The sequence below is a fragment of the uncultured Methylophaga sp. genome (assembly GCF_947259025.1).
In the GTDB taxonomy this organism is placed as follows: domain Bacteria; phylum Pseudomonadota; class Gammaproteobacteria; order Nitrosococcales; family Methylophagaceae; genus Methylophaga.
This window is the reverse complement of the sequence record NZ_CAMYKO010000007.1, coordinates 31,613-50,455: the sequence shown is the minus strand read 5'-3', so window position 1 is coordinate 50,455 and position 18,843 is coordinate 31,613. Positions and strand designations below refer to the sequence as shown.

The following is an 18,843-nucleotide window of genomic DNA, read 5'->3' as shown; positions in this document are numbered from 1 at the left end:
CCAAAAGCGAGCACTGTCCGGCACCCGGGCAGTGCTTTTTTAAATCAGCTACACAGGGGTAATCGCCAAAGCGCGACCTGATTAATGTTAATGGACTTGCTCTCATTTAATCTCCCACTGGTTGCCCTGATCCCGTTTTTCGGGGCACCGCTGGCTGCCTGGGCAGCCAATATCAACCGGGTGGCATCGGCCTGGGCGGCGGGTTTGGTAACCCTGCTGTCATTGATCATGCTGATGCCGGCTATGTCGATACCCTTCGCCGGCGAGACACTGATTCAGAGCTGGTCCTGGCTGCCCGCCTTGGGACTGGACTTTGCTTTCCGCCTAGACGGATTGGCCTTGTTGTTCAGTTTTCTGATTTTGCTGATCGGCCTGCTGGTCATTCTCTATGCCCGCTATTACCTCTCTCCCGGCGACTCGATGGGCCGCTTTTTTGCCTATTTGCTGATGTTCATGGGCTCGATGCTGGGCATCGTGCTGTCGGAAAACCTGATCCAGCTGGTCGTTTTCTGGGAGCTGACCTCGCTGACCTCATTTTTATTGATCAGCTATTGGCAACATCAACAGGATGCCCGTGATGGTGCCCGTATGGCGCTGGCGATAACTGGTGCAGGTGGTCTGGCCATGCTGGCTGGTGTGTTGATTATCGGCCATATTGTCGGTAGCTATAATCTGACCGAGGTACTGGCGGCCGGCGATCTGATTCGCCAGCATGATCTTTATCTGACGGCACTGGTGCTGATCCTGCTGGGCGTATTCACCAAGTCAGCCCAGTTCCCGTTCCACTTCTGGCTGCCACATGCCATGGCAGCCCCGACACCTGTCTCGGCTTACCTGCACTCGGCGACCATGGTCAAAGCCGGTATCTTCATGCTGGCACGCCTGTTCCCGGCCCTATCAGGCACCGAAGCCTGGGGCTGGCTGGTCGGTGGTGCCGGCATGATCACTATGGTGCTCGGTGCTTACACCGCACTGTTCAAACATGATCTCAAGGGACTGCTGGCCTACTCCACTATCAGCCATCTGGGGCTGATTACCTTGTTGTTCGGTTTCGGCACACAACTGGCTGCTGTTGCCGCGATTTTCCATATTATTAACCATGCGACTTTTAAAGCCTCGCTGTTTATGGTGGCCGGCATTATCGACCACGAATGCGGCAGCCGTGATATGCGTAAGGTCAATGGCATGCTCAAGTACATGCCGCATACTGCGGTGCTTGCGATGATTGCCGCCTCGGCTATGGCCGGCGTGCCCTTGTTGAATGGCTTTCTGAGTAAAGAAATGTTCTTCCAGCAGGCCGTGACTGCCAGTGGCGGCAATATCCTGACCTGGGCTATCCCGGTGCTGGTCACCCTGGGGGCGATTTTCTCGGTCGCCTACTCGCTGCGCTTTATTCATGATGTGTTCTTTAACGGTGAACCGGTCGGGCTCACCAAGACACCACATGAGCCACCACGCTTTATGAAGATCCCGGTCGATATCCTGGTGCTGCTTTGCCTGGGTGTGGGAATGGCACCGATGATCCTGGTTGCCCCGATTCTGACAGTGGCTGTATCGGCCAGTCTGCAAGAAGCGGCACCGGCCTACAGCCTTGCTATCTGGCACGGTATTAACCTGCCGCTGATTATGAGCTTTATTGCGATGGGCATTGGTGCGGTGGTCTATTTTAACCGTCATAAGCTGTTCCGATGGCATGATGAGAATCTGCCGCGCATAGATGCCCGGACTCTGTTCAATATGTGCCTGCATGGCCTGTTGGTGGCGACCGGTAAAATCAGTCGTCTCTTTGATCGTGGTTCGCTGCAGAATGCCACCAGTTGGGTGTTGCTAAGCGCTGTCGTTGCGGTTGTTGCCGGTTATCTGCAATTCAACAGCCCTTTGCTGGGCGATCGGAATCTGATGGCCGTTGATGTGCTGACGCTGGCTTTGGCCGCCTTTGTCATTTTGGCCAGTGTCTTGTGTGCGGTGTTGCATCATCAACGACTGGTGTCACTGATCATTGTCGGCGTGGTGGGACTCATCGTGTCGCTGGGCTTTGTTAAATTCTCCGCGCCGGACCTGGCTCTGACCCAGCTGTCCGTGGAAGTCGTCACTATTGTGTTACTGCTGCTGGCCTTGTTTTTCCTGCCTCAGCACACACCTCAGGAACGCAATGCCAGCCGTATGACCCGTGATGTTGTACTCTCAGTCAGTGCCGGTGTCAGTGTCATGCTGCTGGCCATGGCAGTGATGAGCCGTGACTATGCGCCGATTTCCGACTTCTTTATCGAGAACAGTAAACCCGGCGGCGGTGGCACCAATGTCGTCAATGTGATTCTGGTCGACTTCCGCGGTTTCGATACGCTGGGTGAAATCGTGGTACTGGCATTGGCCGGACTGGGTATCTTCGCTATGCTCAAACAACTGCGCTTGCCGGCACCGTTGCGTGATATTCAAGGTCGGGAGTGGAGCCACGATCCGCATCCGCCTATCATGCAGACGCTGACCCGGCTGCTGTTCCCCCTGATGCTGATGGTCGCTGTGTTTATTTTCCTGCGTGGCCATAACCTGCCCGGCGGCGGCTTTATTGCCGGTCTGATCGCTGCCGTAGCCTTGATTTCGCAATATCTGGCCAATGGCATCGACTGGACTAATCAACGTATTCGCGCTGATATGCATGTAGTCACTGCACTGGGACTCAGTGCTGCCGTGGTCACCGGCGTAGTTGCCATGCTGTTGTCACATCCCTTCCTGACCTCAACCTTCACCTATCTGAAGTGGCCGCTGGTCGGCAAGTTTGAAATCGCCAGTGCCATGGCCTTTGATTTAGGTGTCTTCCTGGTCGTAGTAGGCGCGACGGTGCTGATCCTGGTGGAACTGGGCAAACTCAGCCATGCCTCGCACGAAATGCAACAACAGGAGCGTTACTAAATGGAGTGGTTAGTCGCCATTGTTATCGGCGTAATGACAGCCAGTGGAGTCTACCTGGTGCTTCGCGCCCGCACCTTTCCGCTGGTGCTGGGCCTGACTTTGCTGTCGTATGCGGTCAATGTCTTTCTGTTTTCCATGGGCCGGCTGCAGGTGGGCCAGGCAGCTATCATCTCACCCGAAGCCAGCGGCTACACTGATCCCCTGCCACAGGCACTGGTGCTGACCGCGATCGTCATTGCCTTTGGCATGACTGCCTTTTTGATCGTGCTGGCTTTGAAAGCCCGCAGCGAGTTGGGTAATGATCATGTCGATGGCATGAGTTATGTAGCTGAAGAACAGGCGCCGAAAAGCAAGGCGGATCAGACATGAGTTCTATCTGGCCTGTTCTTCCTGTTTTGCTGCCTCTGATTGGCGGTATCCTGGCGCTGTTTACCCGCGTAGGTGGCCTGAACTGGCAACGCGCTGTGAATCTGACGATGACCGTCGCGCTAGTCGTGCTGACTGTTAAAACATTAATGGTTGCCGGCAACAGCGGCCATGAGGTGTATCTGCTGGGTAACTGGCTGGCACCGTTCGGCATTGTACTGGTGCTGGATCAACTGTCGGCTCTGTTGTTGCTGGTGACAGCTGTATTGGCCCTGTTTGCCCTGCTCTATGCGATAAGTCAGGACACTGACCGTCAGGGCGAGCATTTCCATGTGCTTTATCAAATTCAGTTGTTCGGCCTCAATGGTGCTTTTCTGACCGGCGATCTGTTTAATCTGTTTGTGTTCTTTGAAGTACTGCTACTGGCTTCTTACGGCCTGCTTTTGCATGGCGGCGGGCGCCTGCGTACCAAGGGCGGGCTGCATTATGTGGTGATTAACCTGGTCGGTTCCAGCCTGTTTTTATTTGCCGTGGGCACCCTCTACGGTGTGCTGGGGACGCTGAATATCGCTGATATGGCTGACAAAATGGCAACAGTCAGTCCTGCTGACCAGGGCATCGTCGCTGCGGCGGCCATGTTGCTGTTAGTGGTATTTGGCATCAAGGCAGCCATGTTCCCGCTTTATCTCTGGTTGCCCGGTGCCTATGCCCACACCTCTGCGGCTGTGGCTGCCCTGTTCGCGATAATGACCAAAGTCGGGCTCTATGCGATTGTTCGTGTTCACGGCACCTTGTTCGGTGAACAGGCTGGCGCGCTGGCGGGTCTGCATCTGGATGTCGTTCTCTGGTTAGGCATGCTCACGCTGCTGCTGGGGGCATTTGGTGTTTTTGCTGCCCGGGGCTTGAAAGAACAGGCGGCATTTCTGGTGCTCGCCTCAGTCGCGACCCTACTGATCGGTATCGGCATAAACCAGGCTCAGGCATTGTCAGCCAGTCTTTATTACCTGCTGCATTCGACCCTGATGGGTGCCGCCTTTTTCCTGATGGCGGATCTGATTGCCCGTGGACGTGGCAGTTATGCTGATCGTTTGCGCAGTGCACCGCCTATGTCTCAGGCCATTCTGCTGGGCAGTTTGTATCTGGTCGCCGCCATCAGTATTACCGGCATGCCGCCATTATCGGGCTTCTTTGGCAAAGTCTTGCTGCTTGACGCGGCGTTGGGCCATCCGCTGCAGGTATGGATTTTCAGCGCTATCCTGCTGGGCAGCTTGCTGATGATGATCGCCATGGCGAGAAGTGGCTCAACCCTGTTTTATCAGGTCAATACCGACACCCATAATGACGGACAAACACAGAAATCCTCCGCCCTGGCTGTCGTCGTGGCATTATTACTGATCAGTCCTTTGATGGTGATCAGTGCCGGCCCACTAACAGCACTGACCCAACAGGCAGCGGCCCAGTATGTAGACCGTGATGGCTACATCAATGCCGTGCTTCAACAACCGGCGGTGACGAGAGAATAAGATGCTGAAAAGATGGTTTCCTCATCCCTTTCTGAGCCTGGCTTTATGGATTATCTGGCTGTTGCTGAATAATACCCTAGCCTTTGGTCATGTGCTGCTGGGTGCAGCACTGGCGATGTTTATCCCCTGGTTCACCGCGTCCTTCTGGCAGGAAAAGGTTGTGATCCGCCGGCCGTGGTTGCTGGCTAAATTTGTTGCCGTGGTGATTTATGAAATCATGGTGGCCAATGTGGTGGTAGCCAAGCTGATTCTAACCAAGCAGGATAAGCTGCAACCGGGTTTTATCCAGTTGCCTCTGGATCTGACCTCACCCATTGCTATCAGCCTGTTGGCCAACACTATCTCGCTGACGCCGGGCACGGTCAGTTGTGACTTGTCTGAAGATCAGTCCTATCTTCTGATTCATGCTTTGCACGTGGAAGATATGACAGCAACCATTAACGAAATCAAAAATCATTTTGAGAAGCCGCTCAAGGAGATTTTCAACTGATGCTGGACTATGCCGTCAATATCGCTTTTGTGATGGTCTGTGCTGCGCTGCTGCTGAGTCTGGCGCGGCTGCTTAAAGGCCCGGATGTACCGGACCGTATCCTGGCGCTGGATACCCTCTATATAAACTCGATTGCGCTGTTAATTCTGCTCGGTATCAACCTGCACAGCACCCTTTATTATGAAGCGGCGTTATTGATCGCGCTGATGGGTTTTATGGGGACGCTGGCGTTGAGTAAATACCTGCTACGCGGCGATATCATGGAATAATCATGCTCGACATTGTTTTATCTGTTTTGATTGTTATCGGCGCTTTCTTCACGCTGGTTGGCTCACTGGGGCTGTTTAAACTGCGTGATTTTTATATGCGTCTGCATGGCCCCACCAAGGCCAGCACGCTCGGCGTCGGTGCCATTCTGGTAGCCTCTGCCCTGCATTTCAGTTTCAAAACCGGCGACCTCAGCCTGCATGAGGTGCTGGTCACCCTGTTTCTGTTTATTACCGCGCCGGTCAGTGCCCACCTGATGGCGAAAGCCGCTTTGCATATCCGCGTGCGGCAGGATAAACGCACGCTGAATCGCTCCGATAAGGACTGAAGCTGTGCATATCTGGGTGGATGCCGATGCCTGTCCAGGACCGGTGCGGGAGATCCTGTTCCGGGCATCGCGCCGCACCGGCCTGCCCCTGACGTTTATCGCCAATCATCCACTGAAAATGCCGGCCGACAGCCAGATTAATTTTAAACAGGTCACTGCCGGTTTCGATAAAGCTGATGATGAGATTGCTGCACTGGTCAGTCAGGGCGATCTGGTGATCAGCGCTGATATTCCGCTGGCCAGTACCGTCATTGAACGTGGTGCTTTGTGCCTCAGCCCGCGCGGCGAGTTATTGGATAAAAGCAATATTGCGGCGCGCCTGAGCATGCGTGATTTTATGGATACCCTTCGCTCCAGCGGCGTCGATACTGGCGGTCAGAAAACTTTCCATCAACGCGATCGACAACAATTTGCTAACCAGCTCGATCGCATTATTTCCGGCCAATAAACTGAATCCACAGCCATAAAAAAAGCCGTTGCCCGAAGACAACGGCTTATTTTGTTTAGCTCATTAATAACTTACATGCGGTATTCGACACCGACGTAGGCTGATAAAGGTGCTCCCGGACTCAGGATGGCATCATCTTCTGCTGCCACCGCCCGGACGCTGTGGCTGGCAATATAATCACGCTCGAACAAGTTTCGCACCTCTGCAAAGACCTTGAAGTTCTGATTGGACCAGCCACTTTTCAGACCAAACAGCGTGTAAGAGTCCACCTTATAACTGTTGGCAAAATCGGCATAGCGCTCACCTACGTAATCCACGGTAGGGCCAATATAGAAACCGTTTTTATGACGGTAAAGCATTTCACCTTTGAGCGAGAACTTGGGCGCTGCCGGCAGGGTGTTATCACCGAAACTGTCATCGTCATCAAAGCGGAAACGATTCCAGGTCAGACTCACCAGGGGGGTCAGGCGATGGTAACGGTTATCGGTTAATGCGATATCAGCGCTCAGCAAAGCTTCAATGCCAGCATGAATGGTGTATTCAGCGTTACTGGTGAGGAATCTGCCTGGTTGCTGAGGGTTTTCCACTGACAGAATTTCATTATCCAGTTGGGCATAGTAGGCCGAAATATCCCAGCCCCACTGGCTGTTGTCGCTAATGGCATGATGGCCACGGCTGCCGATCTCAAACACTTCGCCTTCCATCGCATCCAGCGCATCATTATCAGTGGTCGTACCATCATCCAACTGATAGGTTGTCGGTGGCTCGTACAGACGGCTCAGGTTGGTGTACAGGCTGGTGTTCTGATTCAACTGGTAAATCAACCCCAGACGCGGGTTAATACTGTTGTAATCATCTTCGGTCTGTTCCACGGCCCCTGAGTTGAAATCGCTGCCACGGACTTCACGGTTAGCTTTAACCGCTTGCGCCCCGGCCACCAGGGTCCAGTCATCGGCAAACTGCCAGCGATCCAGTACCACCAGTTCCAGGGTATTCGCATCGTTGTCATTGACCTGCTGTTTGGCGCCTTTCACGCCGCCGGACTGGAAGTAATTCCCGCCATCAACCCAGGTCACACCATAGTTCATGCCTATTAACCAATCATGATTACCTACTTTGTGGTGATAGCGGGCCATGGTACCGAGATTACGCTGACGATTATCAATCATCAGGCTGAAAAACTGCCCGGCGACAATCGGGTGAAACAGTTCCTGCTCTTCATAAGACACGCCAAATTCAAAGCGGCGGTTGTTATCAATGTCCCAGGTGGTTTTATTAGCCAGACGCCAGGTATCAACATCCAACTGGAAGTGACCGGCATCTCTGCCATTATTAGTGCCTGCCTGATCGCGATCTTCACGAACCTGAGCACGGGTCAGACCGCCCGCCAGTTCTTCGTCACTGTCGAGTTTGGTGAAGTAAAAACGGGTGGACACATTGTCACTCAGGCGCAGACCACCATTGGCATAAATGCCTGTGCGGGTATGCTTGGAGTGATCTCGATAGCCATCCCATTGCTTGTTTTCAATGGTAACCAGACCATCGACCTGATCATTGAAAACCTTGCTTGCCGTGAGACGGCTCAGACGCTCGCCATGGCTCCCACCAGAGACTGACAGGGTCAGCGGCGAGGTGTCATAGGCCGTGCGGCTGATAAAGTTCACCGCGCCACCCAAGGTGCTGGCACCGTATTTCATCGCATTGGCACCACGGGCAAACACCGCGTATTTAGCGCTCAGCGGATCAATAAAACGGTTATGGTTATTACCGTCAGCGGCAGTGACCGGCAATCCGTCCTGAAGCAGTTTCACGCCGTTGGTGTCGTAATTGATGGCATCCAGATTCGAGCCACGACTGGACAGGAAGATGCTGTCCGTGCCGGTGGGACTGGTCGCCCATACGCCCGGTACAAATCGAAAAGCATCTTCCAGGCTGGATACCTGACCTTCGCTCAACTGATCGATATCAATCAGGCTGACACCGCCGGGGGTCTGGCGGATTTCCTGCTTATCGGCTTCAATACCGAAATCACCGGGTGCCACGGCGTTGCCGACGACATCAATTGGTTGCAGTTTCAGCGAGCCGTGTTCGGCCTGGACCTGAATGGAAATCGCAGTCAGATAGGCGGCGGCGACCACTTTCAGCGGCCATTGATAGCTTGAGTGTTTCATCGTTATCCCTCGTTGTGCCTGTCCATGGCCTATTAAAATCAGCTCAGGATTGTAATGAAACAGTCAGGTAAAAAATTGTGTGATTTGCCCCACTGATGCGGCATATCACACTAGGCTTCAGGCTTTAACATGGCCCGGATGTTAGACATATGCGCATCTTTACGGGCTTTGCGCTCCTCCGGATCAGCCTGGGTCTTTTCCGACATCCAGATCAGGTGATCGGAGGGCAGTTCACGCAAAAAGCGGCTTTCTTCACATTCCATCTTCTCGCCATAACGCTTGCGGCTGTTAGCCAGCGTCATCACCAGGCTGCGCTGGGCGCGGGTGATGCCGACATAGCAGAGCCTACGCTCCTCTTCGATAGAATCTTCCTCGATACTGGTGCGGTGCGGCAAAATTTCCTCTTCCATGCCGATCATGAACACATGAGGAAACTCCAGCCCTTTGGCCGCGTGCAGGGTCATCAGGTGGACCGCATCGGCCTGGTTTTCATCTTCCTGCCTGTCCAGAATATCCATCAGCGTCAGTCTTGCGGCAATATCACCGATATCTTTCTGCTCGGTATCCTGCTCTAGGATGCGATCTATCCAGCTCAGCAACTCCTCGACGTTTTCCATACGCCTTTCGGCTTTGTTGGGGTCGCCGCTCACTTCTTCCAGCCAGCCGCGATACTCGATCTCTTCGATCATATCGCGGATCGCGCTCATCAAATCGCCCCGCTTGGCACGGTCGGCAATATCCACCAGCCAGTGAGCAAAATGACTGAGATTCGCCACGGCTTTTTCGGGTAGCTGCTCAGCCAGCCCCATTTCAAAACAGGCCCCAAACAGGCTGGTATTACGTTCACCGGCATAATCGCCTAGCCGCTGCAGGGTGCTGGAGCCAATGCCACGCCGGGGCGTGTTAATGACGCGCAGGAAAGCATTGTCATCATCCTGGTTTGCCAGTAGACGCAGGTAAGCCATGATGTCCTTAATTTCCACCCGCGAGAAGAACGAGGTGCCGCCGGTCAGGAAATACGGCACATTATGCTCGCGCAGCACTTTCTCAATCGGCCGCGACTGGTGGTTACTGCGGTAAAGAATGGCGTAGTCTTTGAAGCTGGCCTGGTGTTTGAGCTTGTGATAAAGCAGCTCGGACACGACTTTTTCCGACTCATGATCATCATCACGACAACCAATAACCCGGATTGGATCGCCCTCGCCCATGGCGCTCCATAGCTGTTTCTCGAACACGTGCGGGTTGTTGCTGATTAACTGGTTAGCGACACGCAGGATACGGCCCATCGAACGATAGTTCTGTTCCAGTTTGATCAGTTTCAAACGTGGAAAGTCGGTCTGCAGCTGCGCCAGGTTTTCCGGCCGGGCACCACGCCAGGAATACACCGACTGGTCATCATCCCCCACCACCGTCAACGCTTCACGGATGCCGACCAGTTGCTTAACCAGCTCATACTGGCAGCCATTGGTGTCCTGGTACTCATCCACCAGCAGGTAATGAATGCGGGCCTGCCATTTCTGCAGCACTTCCCGGTGATTGCGAAACAGCAATACCGGTTGCAGGATCAAATCATCAAAGTCGACCGCGTTATAGGCCTTCAGTGCCTGCACATAAAGCGGATACACCTTGGCCGCTGACTGCGGCGTGCCGGGTTCGGCGATCTGCATGGCCTGTTCAGGCAGGATCAGCTGGTTTTTCCATTCGGAAATATGCCATTGCACTTTTTCAGCGTGTTCACTATCAGCAGCGAAGTCACGGCCCATGATATCGCGCAGCACTGACAGGCTGTCCTGGGCATCAAAAATGGAAAAACCGCTGCGATAACCCAGCGTTTTGTATTCACGCCGCAGAATATTCAGCCCCAGCGTGTGAAAGGTCGACACCATCAGACCACGTGCAGACACATCTTTCCGGTCAGCCATCAACTGGGCCACCCGCTCCTTCATTTCACGCGCCGCTTTATTGGTGAAGGTGACGGCGGCAATATTGCGGGCGTTAATGCCGCATTGCTCTATCAGATAGGCGATCTTGCGGGTGATCACCCGGGTTTTACCGCTGCCGGCTCCGGCCAGAACAAGTAGCGGTCCTTCGATGTAACGGGCAGCTTCCCGCTGCTCTGGATTCAGATCATTCACAGTCCAGCCGCTTCCAGACGACGATAGCCAATCGCTTCACTGAGATGTTCAGTGTTGATATCACGGCTGCCGGCCAAATCGGCAATGGTACGGGCGACTTTGAGAATGCGGTGGTAAGCCCGGGCCGACAAACCCAGACGGGTGATCGCCTTTTCCACTAACTGATAATCGCTGTCTTTCAAGGGACAATAAACCTCTATTTCTTTCTGTTCTAACACGTTGTTCGCTTTGCCCTGCCGTTCCAGCTGCCGGTGCCTGGCCCGGCTGACGCGGGCTCTGACCTGCTCGGACATCTCCGCCGTGGGATCTTCGGCCCGGCTGCGCAGCAGGGTTTTATCCACCACCGGTACATCCACCAGCATATCGATCCGATCCAGCAAAGGCCCCGACACCTTGGCCCGGTAACGCCGAACCTGGTCCTCAGTACAATGGCAGCGGGACTCGCCCAGATAGCCGCAGGGGCAGGGATTCATCGCCGCCACCAACTGAAAGCGGGCTGGAAATTCTGCCTGATTGGCCGCGCGCGAAACCGTGATCTTGCCAGATTCTATCGGCTCACGCAGTACCTCTAAGACACGACGGTCGAATTCGGGCAATTCATCCAGGAAAAGCACCCCATGATGCGCAAGTGAAATCTCTCCCGGCCGGGGATGACTGCCACCACCGACCAGCGCCACCGCCGAAGCAGTATGATGCGGTGCCCGAAAAGGACGTTGCTGCCACTGGCCGATATTGAAACCGTTAGCCGCGATGGAGTGGATGGTGGCCGTTTCCACGGCTTCCTGCTCCGACATTTGACTTAATATGCCCGGCAGACGGCTGGCCAACATGGTTTTACCCGTGCCGGGCGGACCTGAAAACAGCAGGCTGTGATTGCCCGCCGCGGCAATTTCCAGCGCGCGTCTGGCATGGCCCTGCCCGCGAACATCAATCAAATCAGGGTAATCCGGCTCAGACTGTACCGAAGCCCCGCGGTTGATTTTCAGCGGCTGCTGACCGTGCAGGTGGGCACAGATCTCCAGCAAGCTATGTCCGGCATAACTTTCACATTGTTCTATCAAACTGGCTTCATCGGCATTGTCTGCCGGTAATAATAGGCTGCGAGCGGCTTTGGCTGCTGCCAGCGCGGTGGGCAACACACCACGCACCGGGCGGCATTCGCCGGTCAGCCCCAGCTCACCGATAAACTCTTTATCCGCCAGCACCTTCACGGGAATTTGACCTGATGCTGCCAGAATTCCGAGAGCGATAGGCAAGTCAAAACGCCCGCCTTCTTTGGGTAAATCAGCTGGCGCGAGATTAATGGTGATTCGTTGCTGCGGAAAATTGAGCTGCGAATTAAGAATGGCAGAACGCACCCGGTCCTTGCTCTCCTTAACCGCGGTTTCTGCCATGCCAACAATCGACAGGCTGGGCAGTCCATTGGAGAGATGCACTTCCACTGTTACAGCCTGAGCCTTAACGCCGGTCATCGCCCGACTGAAAACGGTTGCAATCGTCATATTCCATCCTTGGAGGTCTCGATGGATGGACTGTAACAGAATCAAAATAGCGGATGAAGTGAGGGACTCCTAACTATTTTGATGAGGATTATGTCTGCCAGTCGCTTTTGAGTTGAGACGCACATGTGTTAGTTTGTGTCGCGCACAACTAATACCAATCAAATGGAGATACCATGAATAAGCCCAGCTTGAGGACGCTTTTCTTTCTGATATCAAGCACCCTAGCCACACCTGTGCTGGCTGACCAGGTCGTGCTGGAAGACGGCAGCCTGCTTAAAGGCAGCATCAAGCAGGTGGCCGATGGCGAGCTGGTTATAAACACCGCATTCGCCGACGATGTCACTCTCGACTTCAGCCGCGTCAAGCAACTTTCTACCGACAAAAAGTTCATGTTTGAACTCAACAGTCGTGACCGCATTGTGGGTCAACTCACCGTTGACAACAACGGCCAGCACAAGCTGACCCAGACCGCTTTTGGTACAGTGGATGTCAACCCGGCCAACATCCGTAGCATCTGGGCAACCGATGCCGCCAAGCCACAGGTGACCATGGTCAAGGAAGAATACGAACAGGAAATTCAAGACATCAAAACCTCCAAGGATCAGGAAGTCGCCGAACTGAAAGAATCATACGAACAGGCCATCAATACGCTGCAACAGGAGCGCGACAAGCTCCGTGACCCATGGAGCGGCAGCCTGGCATTTGGTGTGACCGGCGCCAGTGGCAACACCAAGCGCTTCGGTGCCCGCGGCCGTGGTGATCTGCGTCGTGAAACCGATAACGAACGCATGGCCATGTACCTGGAAGTCAATTACCAGAAAGAAGACGGTGAGCAAACTGTTAATGAAAAACTGGCCGGTATCTCACTGGAGCGTGACATCACCCGTATGTGGTTTGCCCGCGGTACCGCTGACTTTGAAATCGATGATTTTGAAGAACTGGATTTGCGTGCCATCGCCACCGCCAGTTTGGGTCGCTTCTTTATCCGTGAAGAAGACCTCAAGTTCAAAGGCTTCGCCGGTGTGGGTTACCGTTACGAAGGCTACAGCGACGGCACCACGGAAAAAGATCCGACCGGCGTTCTGGGCTACGCCGTTGACTACCGGATGAACAGTCACCTCAAACTGTTCCATGACTTTACCTACTATCCGTCATTCAGCAGTCCGGGTAAAAACTACCTGGTAGTCACCAACTTCGGTGGCGAAATGCCGCTGGCACAGGAAAACTGGAAACTGCGAGCCAGTGTCCGCAGTCAATACAACAGCATGCCGGCACCAGAGGCTGAAAAAACTGATACCAGTTACCAGATGAATCTGGTTTACGACTGGGACTAAGCAATGCATCGGAAAAGGCGCCAAACGGCGCCTTTTTTGTGTCTGCTGTTCGCGTCGATGCAAGAAACAGGCATTTATTGTATTGTTCCCTCACGCTGATTTGTTCCAATGAGGAAAACTGTCTCAATGAAAAGATTCACCTTCATTTTTGCACTTATGATGCCTTTGCTGCTGACTGCCTGTGGCAATGACACCTTCCAGGGCCGCTATATTGCCCCGGATGGCACCACAAGCTATGAGTTTCTGCCCGACAACAGGCTCCTAATCGTCAATCAGGATGAAGTTACCGAAGCACGCTACCAGTATGATGCGGGTGAAAGCACGCTCGATCTGAGTTCAGATCAGGCCCTGCCCGCTGAAACGCTGACTGTGATGGAAAACGGTGATCTGAAAATGGGTGCTGTCACGCTCAAGCGCGGCGTGGACTACACCATGCTGGCCGACTCGACCTGGATTGGTCACCAGGGTGAGTTTAGTTTTGCTTTGACCTTTACACAGAGCGACAAAGGCATGGAAACACGCTCGCGGCTTATCACCTACTACAGTGAAGACCTGAGCTACGATGCCCAGCCGGATGACAGCATCACCCGACTGACCGGTAACAAGCTACTGCTGGACCAGACCCCCTACGCCGTATCGGATGTCACCGATAGCAGCATGAAGCTGTCGATCGGCAACAACAGCATGATTCTGGAAAAGCACCCCAAAGGCACTGAAATCGAGATCCGCGAGGGTTACACCAACAGTGACGATCTGTAGATTTACACCAAGCATAAAAAAGGCGCCCTAAGGCGCCTTTTTTTAGATAAAAGAACTTTAGTCAAGGTAAGTGCAGCAGTAATCAACCAACTCGCTAATTTTGATATCGAAGGACGAACTGGCCGGAATATTAAACGACTCACCGGCCTTAATCTGATGCCACTCGGTGGTGTCTTTCAGCCGGTAACTCAACTCACCCGCCATGATTTCCATCAGCTCGGCTTTCTCAGTGCCAAAGGTATAATCACCGGGCATCATCAAGCCCAGGGTTTTATAACTGCCATCAGCAAACGTCACCTTACGGCTACTGACTTTGCCATCAAAATAGACATTGGCTTCACGGGTGACCGTGACATTAGTAAATTCAGACATGGTTTTCTCTCAGCTTGAAGTCGGCAGCAATATATCTTGCTATTGCTCGCCTGTCATCCAGCCTTTGAGCTCTTTATAACCTTTGGGCGGCTGATATTTCCTTAATGTCTCGGTTTTGGTCTCTGACCACTGGGCGCCGTTGGTGTCGACATAATAAATCGTGTCACCTTCCCGCTTGATCGCATAGTGCAGATAGTCATCCCCTGCTTTGGGGTTACTGAACACAAAACCATTGGTGATCTGCATCGGCACATCTTCATCCAGTCCTTTCTGGTAACTGCCATAGGCCGGGTTCACTTCCCACCAGTGAAAGTCATAGCTGGACGCATTATTTTTATACTCCATGGCGCGCACTTCCAGCGTTCCGCGGGTCTTGGTTTCTTCATACCAATAACCATCCAGCTCAGAAGCCTTGATATTGGGGGCTGGCACAAACTGATAGCGGCCTCTTTTAAGGCTGAAGGTTTCTTCTTCCCAATCAACCGTCGTGGTCATGGGTTTGTTGAACTTCTTGCTGCCATCAGCCGGTGTCAAAGTCAGTTCGTCGCCATTAAGCTCAACATTGTAGAGATTGTCGAGGTTCAGATCGCCCTTGGGAGACAAGGTGGCCAGGTCACCGTCAATGGCCAGCACACCGTGGCCGTATTTTTCTACCCAGAAACCTTTCAGTCGCTCCAGCTTGGGTTTGCTGGCTGTTTCTGTCATGTCTTTTACTGACTCAGCGTGAACAGCAGGCATCATTGGCAACAGCATCAGCAGCGCTGCTGATACCGTTTTACATCCTCGTCTCATAGTCTCTCCGAATTATCGTTTTTGTGGGTTATTCCCGGGACGACTGCTCCAGTTCCGCCACCCGCTTTTCCAGCGCTTCCAGCTTCTCACGAGTGCGGTGCAGCACCTGGGTCTGTACATCAAACTCTTCGCGGGTCACCAAATCCAGCTTGTTGAAAGTGGACGTTAATGCCGCACGAATATTCTTCTCCGCATCTTCCTGCATCTGCACCAGACCGGGTGGCAGCGCATTAGTGATGCTTTGGACGACTTCCTCGATTTTCTTGGTATCTATCATGATGTTTTCCTTTGAGTCAGAACACAGAACATTCTACGATACTCATAGACAGACTCAATTTGTTATTTACTCCGGCTGCCAATGTGTGAACAACATAAGGGCCGGAACACCGACAGATACGCATTGTCATCAACTACAACCCTAGCTAGACTACACCTATATCAACAACGGAATGCGTCATGACTTCAGCTACTATCTGGACCCTTTTTGTACTAGGAATTATCTTCGCTGCCCTGATCGGTTTTGCCCTGGGCCGCCGTCAGGCACCAGGTGGCACTGCCCAACTGAAAGAAGTGGAAGAACTACATGAACAGGAGCTGGCCCAGAAACAACTGGAGCTGGAGGCCTATCAGGAACAGGTACACCAGCATTACAACAAGACCGCTAACCTGTTTAAGGAAATGGCAGGCTCATACAAAGAGTTATTTGATCACCTGTCAGTCGGCTACGAACAACTGGGTGATTTATCCGAACAACGAGTCTTGCCCGAACGTGCAGGCGCCCTGCTGGACGGGCCGGATACCAACCCAAGATCGGATTTTATGAATCCCAAAGATCAGGATGAGGATTCGTTGACTCGCTGAAGTCATCGGTTGACATCTACTCCACAGACATCAGCGAGATCAATCTTCTTCTCGCTGTTAGTCTAGACTGAATATATATAGCCATAAGGAGGATAGATAAAGCATTACAAAGATCATTCCTCACCTCCATTCCAAAACCAGCCCCTGCGGCTGAGTAAAGCGATCAAAGTGTGATTTGATAGTATCGGCCACTTCTTCCAGCTCTGATTGATTGGCTGCCTGACAGCGAACCTGTAAATCTTTTTCTCTGGCCTGCATATCGCAACGGCCCATAGCAAACTCTACCCAGCCACGTTGTTCATCCCAGTCAGCTTTGACTTTGTGGGCGAAATGCTTGCAGAGCATACGTGCGAAACGCGCGGCTTCATCGGTCGCAATCACGGCATGTTTTTCCAGCATAATTCAAAGTTTCCTCAGTCAGCCTGTGTCTCTAGTCAATCTTCTGTATTAACCCGGTTGCATTAAATAAACGCAATAGTGCGAATCAATCGGGGGCTTAAAGTAAAACAAGCCAGGCACAAAAATACCTGGCTTGCTTAATCTGACAAACATCAGAAGGTTAGTGATTTAGAACTGCCATGCGATGCCAAGGCGAACATCTCGACCAGGTTCTGCAAAACCTCTGACACCATCATTGATATCTGCGATATCTGCCACACTGGCATGGTCTAGATAGTATTTGTCGAAGACGTTTCGCACAGTCAATGTAATGGTGACATCTTCTGTTGCAGACGGACGCCATTGAGCATAGAAGTCATGCACAGCATAACCAGGCTTGTCCGTTGTCGTACCTTCTGGGAACCATGGTGCATACAGATCGACATTATCTTCCCCTTTCACAAACTGCGCATTCCAACCGAATGTCCACGCTGGGTTCAGTTGATAATCAAGGGTTGCCACCAGACTATCACCGATAGTGTTTGCCTGACCGTTGGTTGAGTAACCACCTGCATCTCTGCCCGCGATTTCAATATCGTTATGGTGATAACTCAGACGGCCCATCAGGTTTTCCCAACGACGACCAACTTCAAGAACGTAACCATCTGACTCGAGGTCACCAATATTAGTGAATACAACGTCACCACCGATCTCATCCGCAATCAAGTCATCAATGTTGGAACGGTACATTTTGGCAGAACCGAACCAAGTTCTGGATTCATATGCGACACCAAATTCCGTGTTGTCAGCATCTTCGGGTTTCAGATCCGCGTCGTAGCTACCGAATAATTTGTAGGCATCCTGAGAGGTTGGCCCTTTGAAGGCTTCTGAATACGAGGCAAAGGCACTCCAGTTCTCGGTAAAGTGATAATTCAAACCAATGTTGTGACTCACCTCATCTTCATCAAAGTTTTGGTTATCCGCATCGTCCAGCTCATAGTCGTCGTATCTCAGACCCGCACTTAACAAAAGCGCATCAGTGATTTGAATATCATCCTGGATATAAACACCTTTGACTTTGACATCTTCTTCCAGTGCATTCTTGTCTGTGGGCGGCCCTGCATGGGTCTCATCTTCACGGTAATCCACACCATACGTCACTTTATGCATACCAAAGATGGATGTGTTTCTGAGGTCAAAGCCTTTACTTTCACCGCCACCGAAATAAGCGCGGTCTCCGCCACGATCGAGTTCTGAGTCAATGTTATAGACCGTCAGATCCAAATCGACATACTGGTTATCAATCGGATTTAACTCGTAATTGAAGGTGACTGTTTCACGCTCAAGATCCTGAGGCGCCAGCGGGTTCCATGGCAGTTCAGGCCATTGAGTTCTGAAAGGTCTTTCCCCTTCATCAGAGCGTTTCTGGTAACTCAGACGAACGGTCTGACTATCAGTAAGATGACCAACAACTTTGGCAAAAAGAAAGTCCTGATCGAATTTGCTTCCTTCAACTTCATCACCATTACCATCTTCATAGGCATCGGCATTGTAGTTGGTGGCAGACACCATGGCGCTCCAGTCATCTGACAGACGCCCAAATAGCGTGGTGTTGGTTTTGAAAGAGTCGGTATTACTGGAGAACATACCTTTAACCAGACCACCGAAATCCTCGCCCGGCTTCAGCATATCTTCGGGATCTTTGGTCACAAACTTGACCGAACCACCCAGCGCACCTGCGCCAGAAAGCGCATTACCGGAACCTGCGTTGACCTCAACACGTTTGAGCAGCTCTGGTTCAATACTGATACGCCCCGCATGGTGGAATAGACGGGTTGCCTGAACTGCCCCGTCAATGTTGATATTCAGCAACTGATCTTCAATACCGCGGACATAGAGTTTTTGAGCGATATCAGCACCACCACCTACAGAAATTTCGGGTGACTGGCCAAATAAATCTTCAAGGTCGTTGGCCTGGACTTTTTCAATCTGTTCAGACGTAACGCTGTTCAGCTCCGGAGTAATGGTGTTACCGGTGACCTGTACAGTATCCAGCACGACAGTTTCTGCAACAGCGGTCTGTGCAGCCATCGCGGTTAAAAGTGCGACTGAGAGGACAGTCGGGCGACTGATGGGCTTAAAGTTCTTACTCACAACAACCTCGTTAATAATAATCATTATCAAATAAAACAAGGTCGCATTTTAAT

18 protein-coding genes are annotated in these 18,843 nt (G+C 52.4%); 10 read left to right on the top strand and 8 right to left on the bottom strand.

Annotated features, from left to right (window positions below; genetic code table 11):
• Nucleotides 1-90 precede the first annotated feature (90 nt).
• Genes Q0X64_RS12110 through Q0X64_RS12080 form a run of 7 tightly spaced genes read left to right on the top strand, consistent with a single transcriptional unit; the run spans nucleotide 91 to nucleotide 6,332 of the window.
• A complete protein-coding gene (locus Q0X64_RS12110) occupies nucleotides 91-2,910 on the top strand; it encodes a monovalent cation/H+ antiporter subunit A (protein ID WP_297813885.1) in 2,820 nt (939 codons plus the stop codon).
• On the top strand, nucleotides 2,911-3,279 hold the full coding sequence (locus Q0X64_RS12105) for a Na+/H+ antiporter subunit C (RefSeq protein WP_297813429.1): 369 nt from the start codon (nucleotides 2,911-2,913) through the stop codon (nucleotides 3,277-3,279).
• On the top strand, nucleotides 3,276-4,799 hold the full coding sequence (locus Q0X64_RS12100; protein WP_297813427.1) for a monovalent cation/H+ antiporter subunit D: 1,524 nt from the start codon (nucleotides 3,276-3,278) through the stop codon (nucleotides 4,797-4,799). Before Q0X64_RS12105 ends, Q0X64_RS12100 begins: the two co-directional genes overlap by 4 nt.
• A 1-nt stretch (nucleotide 4,800) precedes the next feature.
• Nucleotides 4,801-5,289 (top strand): Na+/H+ antiporter subunit E, encoded by a 489-nt coding sequence (locus Q0X64_RS12095; RefSeq protein ID WP_297813424.1) that lies wholly within the window; start codon nucleotides 4,801-4,803, stop codon nucleotides 5,287-5,289.
• Nucleotides 5,289-5,558 (top strand): K+/H+ antiporter subunit F, encoded by a 270-nt coding sequence (locus Q0X64_RS12090; RefSeq protein ID WP_297813421.1) that lies wholly within the window; start codon nucleotides 5,289-5,291, stop codon nucleotides 5,556-5,558. Before Q0X64_RS12095 ends, Q0X64_RS12090 begins: the two co-directional genes overlap by 1 nt.
• Nucleotides 5,559-5,560: 2 nt before the next feature.
• Nucleotides 5,561-5,884, top strand: coding sequence for a Na+/H+ antiporter subunit G (locus Q0X64_RS12085; protein WP_297813418.1), 324 nt, complete (start codon nucleotides 5,561-5,563; stop codon nucleotides 5,882-5,884).
• Nucleotides 5,885-5,888: 4 nt separating this feature from the next.
• Nucleotides 5,889-6,332, top strand: coding sequence for a YaiI/YqxD family protein (locus Q0X64_RS12080; protein ID WP_297813415.1), 444 nt, complete (start codon nucleotides 5,889-5,891; stop codon nucleotides 6,330-6,332).
• 71 nt (nucleotides 6,333-6,403) lie between these two features.
• Here the strand turns inward: Q0X64_RS12080 and Q0X64_RS12075 are convergent, their stop codons facing one another.
• The 3 genes from Q0X64_RS12075 to Q0X64_RS12065 form a co-directional block, all read right to left on the bottom strand.
• Entirely contained in the window at nucleotides 6,404-8,503 is a 2,100-nt protein-coding gene (locus tag Q0X64_RS12075) for a TonB-dependent receptor (protein WP_297813412.1), read from the bottom strand.
• A gap of 110 nt (nucleotides 8,504-8,613) precedes the next feature.
• Nucleotides 8,614-10,638, bottom strand: coding sequence for a DNA helicase Rep (gene rep / locus Q0X64_RS12070; RefSeq protein WP_297813409.1), 2,025 nt, complete (start codon nucleotides 10,636-10,638; stop codon nucleotides 8,614-8,616).
• Entirely contained in the window at nucleotides 10,635-12,140 is a 1,506-nt protein-coding gene (locus Q0X64_RS12065; protein WP_297813406.1) for a YifB family Mg chelatase-like AAA ATPase, read from the bottom strand. Before Q0X64_RS12065 ends, rep begins: the two co-directional genes overlap by 4 nt.
• A 173-nt stretch (nucleotides 12,141-12,313) precedes the next feature.
• Here Q0X64_RS12065 and Q0X64_RS12060 point away from each other — a divergent pair, with 173 nt between their 5' ends.
• Nucleotides 12,314-13,474, top strand: a complete 1,161-nt coding sequence (locus Q0X64_RS12060) for a DUF481 domain-containing protein (protein ID WP_297813403.1) — start codon at nucleotides 12,314-12,316, stop codon at nucleotides 13,472-13,474.
• A 126-nt stretch (nucleotides 13,475-13,600) separates the two neighbouring features.
• Nucleotides 13,601-14,233, top strand: coding sequence for a hypothetical protein (locus tag Q0X64_RS12055; protein WP_297813400.1), 633 nt, complete (start codon nucleotides 13,601-13,603; stop codon nucleotides 14,231-14,233).
• Between the two features lie 57 nt (nucleotides 14,234-14,290).
• Here Q0X64_RS12055 and Q0X64_RS12050 read toward each other — a convergent pair whose 3' ends face one another.
• Genes Q0X64_RS12050 through Q0X64_RS12040 form a run of 3 tightly spaced genes read right to left on the bottom strand, consistent with a single transcriptional unit; the run spans nucleotide 14,291 to nucleotide 15,674 of the window.
• Nucleotides 14,291-14,605, bottom strand: a complete 315-nt coding sequence (locus Q0X64_RS12050) for a pyrimidine/purine nucleoside phosphorylase (protein WP_297813398.1) — start codon at nucleotides 14,603-14,605, stop codon at nucleotides 14,291-14,293.
• A 39-nt stretch (nucleotides 14,606-14,644) separates the two neighbouring features.
• Nucleotides 14,645-15,397, bottom strand: a complete 753-nt coding sequence (locus Q0X64_RS12045; protein ID WP_297813396.1) for a hypothetical protein — start codon at nucleotides 15,395-15,397, stop codon at nucleotides 14,645-14,647.
• A 28-nt stretch (nucleotides 15,398-15,425) separates the two neighbouring features.
• Nucleotides 15,426-15,674, bottom strand: a complete 249-nt coding sequence (locus Q0X64_RS12040) for an accessory factor UbiK family protein (RefSeq protein WP_297813393.1) — start codon at nucleotides 15,672-15,674, stop codon at nucleotides 15,426-15,428.
• Between the two features lie 179 nt (nucleotides 15,675-15,853).
• Between Q0X64_RS12040 and Q0X64_RS12035 the strand changes: the two genes are divergently transcribed.
• Nucleotides 15,854-16,258 carry a DUF1043 family protein gene (locus Q0X64_RS12035; RefSeq protein ID WP_297813390.1) on the top strand — a complete coding sequence of 135 codons (405 nt, stop codon included), beginning with the start codon at nucleotides 15,854-15,856 and terminating at the stop codon, nucleotides 16,256-16,258.
• 120 nt (nucleotides 16,259-16,378) lie between these two features.
• Here Q0X64_RS12035 and Q0X64_RS12030 read toward each other — a convergent pair whose 3' ends face one another.
• Nucleotides 16,379-16,657, bottom strand: coding sequence for a DUF2218 domain-containing protein (locus Q0X64_RS12030; protein WP_297813387.1), 279 nt, complete (start codon nucleotides 16,655-16,657; stop codon nucleotides 16,379-16,381).
• Nucleotides 16,658-16,825: 168 nt separating this feature from the next.
• Complete coding sequence (locus tag Q0X64_RS12025; RefSeq protein WP_297813384.1) at nucleotides 16,826-18,814, bottom strand: TonB-dependent receptor; 1,989 nt, start codon at nucleotides 18,812-18,814, stop codon at nucleotides 16,826-16,828.
• Nucleotides 18,815-18,843: the final 29 nt, after the last annotated feature.

Excerpts from the sequence above, each read along its gene's own strand:
- Q0X64_RS12040 (WP_297813393.1), bottom strand. The coding sequence starts at position 15,674 with ATGATAGATACCAAGAAAATCGAGGAAGTCGTCCAAAGCATCACTAAT.
- Q0X64_RS12050 (WP_297813398.1), bottom strand. The coding sequence starts at position 14,605 with ATGTCTGAATTTACTAATGTCACGGTCACCCGTGAAGCCAATGTCTAT.
- Q0X64_RS12035 (WP_297813390.1), top strand. The coding sequence starts at position 15,854 with ATGACTTCAGCTACTATCTGGACCCTTTTTGTACTAGGAATTATCTTC.
- Q0X64_RS12075 (WP_297813412.1), bottom strand. The coding sequence starts at position 8,503 with ATGAAACACTCAAGCTATCAATGGCCGCTGAAAGTGGTCGCCGCCGCC.
- Q0X64_RS12055 (WP_297813400.1), top strand. The coding sequence starts at position 13,601 with ATGAAAAGATTCACCTTCATTTTTGCACTTATGATGCCTTTGCTGCTG.
- Q0X64_RS12065 (WP_297813406.1), bottom strand. The coding sequence starts at position 12,140 with ATGACGATTGCAACCGTTTTCAGTCGGGCGATGACCGGCGTTAAGGCT.
- Q0X64_RS12105 (WP_297813429.1), top strand. The coding sequence starts at position 2,911 with ATGGAGTGGTTAGTCGCCATTGTTATCGGCGTAATGACAGCCAGTGGA.
- Q0X64_RS12060 (WP_297813403.1), top strand. The coding sequence starts at position 12,314 with ATGAATAAGCCCAGCTTGAGGACGCTTTTCTTTCTGATATCAAGCACC.
- Q0X64_RS12025 (WP_297813384.1), bottom strand. The coding sequence starts at position 18,814 with ATGATTATTATTAACGAGGTTGTTGTGAGTAAGAACTTTAAGCCCATC.
- Q0X64_RS12090 (WP_297813421.1), top strand. The coding sequence starts at position 5,289 with ATGCTGGACTATGCCGTCAATATCGCTTTTGTGATGGTCTGTGCTGCG.
- Q0X64_RS12100 (WP_297813427.1), top strand. The coding sequence starts at position 3,276 with ATGAGTTCTATCTGGCCTGTTCTTCCTGTTTTGCTGCCTCTGATTGGC.
- Q0X64_RS12110 (WP_297813885.1), top strand. The coding sequence starts at position 91 with ATGGACTTGCTCTCATTTAATCTCCCACTGGTTGCCCTGATCCCGTTT.
- Q0X64_RS12085 (WP_297813418.1), top strand. The coding sequence starts at position 5,561 with ATGCTCGACATTGTTTTATCTGTTTTGATTGTTATCGGCGCTTTCTTC.
- Q0X64_RS12030 (WP_297813387.1), bottom strand. The coding sequence starts at position 16,657 with ATGCTGGAAAAACATGCCGTGATTGCGACCGATGAAGCCGCGCGTTTC.
- Q0X64_RS12045 (WP_297813396.1), bottom strand. The coding sequence starts at position 15,397 with ATGAGACGAGGATGTAAAACGGTATCAGCAGCGCTGCTGATGCTGTTG.
- Q0X64_RS12095 (WP_297813424.1), top strand. The coding sequence starts at position 4,801 with ATGCTGAAAAGATGGTTTCCTCATCCCTTTCTGAGCCTGGCTTTATGG.